General features: G+C 69.8%; 3 protein-coding genes. 2 read left to right on the top strand and 1 reads right to left on the bottom strand.

What is annotated here, in order from left to right:
• Positions 1-239 precede the first annotated feature (239 nt).
• Positions 240-788, bottom strand: a complete 549-nt coding sequence (locus tag VIB55_RS11225; protein WP_331876752.1) for a DNA-3-methyladenine glycosylase I — start codon at positions 786-788, stop codon at positions 240-242.
• A gap of 313 nt (positions 789-1,101) precedes the next feature.
• Between VIB55_RS11225 and VIB55_RS11220 the strand changes: the two genes are divergently transcribed.
• On the top strand, positions 1,102-2,043 hold the full coding sequence (locus tag VIB55_RS11220; RefSeq protein ID WP_331876751.1) for a hypothetical protein: 942 nt from the start codon (positions 1,102-1,104) through the stop codon (positions 2,041-2,043).
• A 146-nt stretch (positions 2,044-2,189) separates the two neighbouring features.
• Positions 2,190-2,796 (top strand): aminotransferase class III-fold pyridoxal phosphate-dependent enzyme (locus tag VIB55_RS11215; RefSeq protein ID WP_331876750.1); only part of this gene is annotated, 607 nt, incomplete at its 3' end.

The following is a 2,796-nucleotide window of genomic DNA, read 5'->3' as shown; positions in this document are numbered from 1 at the left end:
TCCAGCACATCCTCGAGAAGGTCACGAAAGCGCGTGCGACTCTTGAGGCACTACACTAGATCCTTCGCCCCGCGAAGTACGGTTTACGGGCGACTGCGGTGCGCCTGGGGCTCAGGATGACAGGGCCGCGGTGCACGCCGGAAGTGTGGACCCGCACGACGCTGGCTCCCTTCCCCCGCGGGGTTTGCGGGGGAAGGGCTGGGGATGGGGGGCGCCCGCAGCACGCACCGAATCCAGCCTCAATCCCCTCCAAGCCCATCCCGCGCCCACGCCGGCCCGGCCTCCAGCACCCGCGCGTACACCGGGCACTCGGGCGTGTGCGCGCCGCGCAGGTAGCCGGTGCTCATCAGGAACTCGCCCACGATCTCGCCGCCCGTAAAGCGGAACGTCTTCTTGAACAGCTTCACCCACTCCGCCTTTTCCAGTGGATGGTACGCGTTCAGCCATTCCGCGAATCCGCCGTACTCCGCGCGAAGCTGCTGGATGCGGCGGGCGTTCTCGATCACGGCGTCCACCTTCAGCCGGTTGCGGATGATGCCGGCGTCCGCCAGCAGCCGCGCGCGATCCTCGTCGCCGTACGATGCCACGCGATCGACGTCGAACCCGTGGAACGCTGCGCGGAAGGCATCTCGCTTCTTGAGGATCGTCAGCCACGACAAGCCGGCCTGGTTGATCTCCAGGGCCAGCCGCTCCAGCAGTTCGTCGTCGCCCTCCAGCGGAAAGCCGTATTCGTGATCGTGATAGGGGCCGTGGACAGGATGGCCCGGCGCGGCGTCGCAGTAGGACATTGGGGGCTGTGCGTGAGTGCGGTGGTGCGTCAGTGCGCGTCGGTTTGACGATGCGGCGGCGGGGCGGGATTGGCAACGATCCTGAGGGGCGGATGCAGCGTTCGGGGACCGTGGCGCATCCAAGCGGGTAGATCGAGTGTGATCGGCGTGGATGCCAGCGTTGACGCGGCCATTTCGTGCGGCGCCGCTTTCGCCCGATCGCCTTCCTATTTCCCGAACGGCGGGTGCGCGCTAGTATACCCGTTCACCCCGTCTTGATCCGGAGATCCGTTCATGGCCGGCAAACACACGGCGCGCGCACGCGCGGCAAAGCATGTCTGACCTCCAGGGCGACGCGCCGCGGCACCTTCCGTTCGTCCTGGGCATCGTCGGCGACTCGGGCAGCGGCAAGAGCACGGTGGCCCGCGGCGTCCGCGAGCTCATTGGCCCGGCGCGCGTGTCGACGCTGGAATTGGACGACTACCACCGGTACAGCCGCGCCGAGCGCCAGGAGCTGGGGCTGACGCCGCTGAACCCGCTGGTGCACAACCTTGCGCTGATGCAGGAGCACCTGCAGCTGCTGCGGCGCGGGCGGCCGGTGCGCAACCGCAGCTACGACCACACCGACGGCAGCTTCGGCCCCATGCGCACGCTGGAGCCCGAAGAAGTGGTGCTCGCCCGCGGGCTGCTGGGCTTTCCCACCGACGAGCTGCGGTCCGTGTACGACCTGGCGGTGTTCCTGTACCCCGAGCCGGACCTGCTCTTTCGCTGGAAGCTGCGCCGCGACACCAAGTCGCGCGGCTACACCGAGGCCGAGGTGCTCAAGAGCATCGCCCGGCACCTGGTAGACAGCAAGCTGTACGTGCTTCCCCAGGCCGACCGCGCGGACCTCGTGGTGCGCTACGAGATCCCCGACTGGGAGGCGCCCGACACCGAGGTGGCGACCACGCTGATCCTGCGCCGCGCCGCGGCGGACGCGGTGCGCAGCGATGGCATCCACAGCCTGGGCGCGCACGTGGCGATGGAGGACGGCGAGGGCGGCGACCTGACGGTGCGCGTCGCCAGCACCCTGCCCCGCGAGGTGGTGGATGCGTGGGGGCGCGACCGGTTCCCGGAAACGTACGACCAGGCCGCGTTCGGCACCTACCAGGACGAGGCGGGCGAAGAGGGGCACCTGGTGCCGCTGGCGTTCACCGAAATCCTGATCGCCGACCTCACCCAGAAGCTCCGGCGCCCCACCGAATCCCTCGCCAACGCCGCCGGTTCCGCCGTCTGAGCGGTTAGATCCGGAGTGCCGAACGGGCGCCGTGGTGATCCACGGCGCCCGTTCTCGTTTCTTCCCGCGCACGATGTTCTTGCCGTGGGATGCACACATCGGCAAACTCCCCCCGGACGCCACGATCAACCACGAAGCCGAGCCACGTGCCCGAGCCGCTGTCCGGAACCGCACTCCCGTCCATCGCCGTCCCGCCGCCGGGGCCGGCCTCGCTGCGCCTGTCCGACGAGCTGGCGCGCTACGAATCGCCCAACGTCACCTATCGCGCGCCGGATTTCCCCGTGTTCTGGGACGAGGCCCGCGGCGCCAACGTGCGCGACGTGGACGGCAACGTGTACGTGGACCTCACGTCCGCGTTCGCGGTGGCGGGGCCGGGGCACGGCCATCCGCGCATCGTGCGGGCGATCCAGGACCAGGCCGGGCGGCTCCTGCACGGGATGGGCGACGTCCATCCGCCGGCCATCAAGGTAGACCTGCTCCGCGCGCTGGCCGAGGTGGCGCCGGGTGGGCTGACCCGCAGCGTGCTGGCCAGCTCCGGCGCCGAAGCGGTAGAGGCGGCGCTCAAGACGGCGGTGATGGCCACGGGCAAGCCGCGCGTGCTGGCGTTCCACGGCAGCTACCACGGCCTCACCTACCGCGCGCTCTCCGTCTCCAGCCGCGAGGACTTCCGCGCGCCCTTTTCATCGCAGCTGGGCGCGCCAGGCGTGTTCGTACCCGACCCCTACGCCTACCGCTCGCCCTTCGGCGGCGACG

Source organism: Longimicrobium sp. (assembly GCF_036554565.1).
Lineage (GTDB): Bacteria > Gemmatimonadota > Gemmatimonadetes > Longimicrobiales > Longimicrobiaceae > Longimicrobium.
This window is presented reverse-complemented; position numbering and strand designations above follow the sequence as displayed.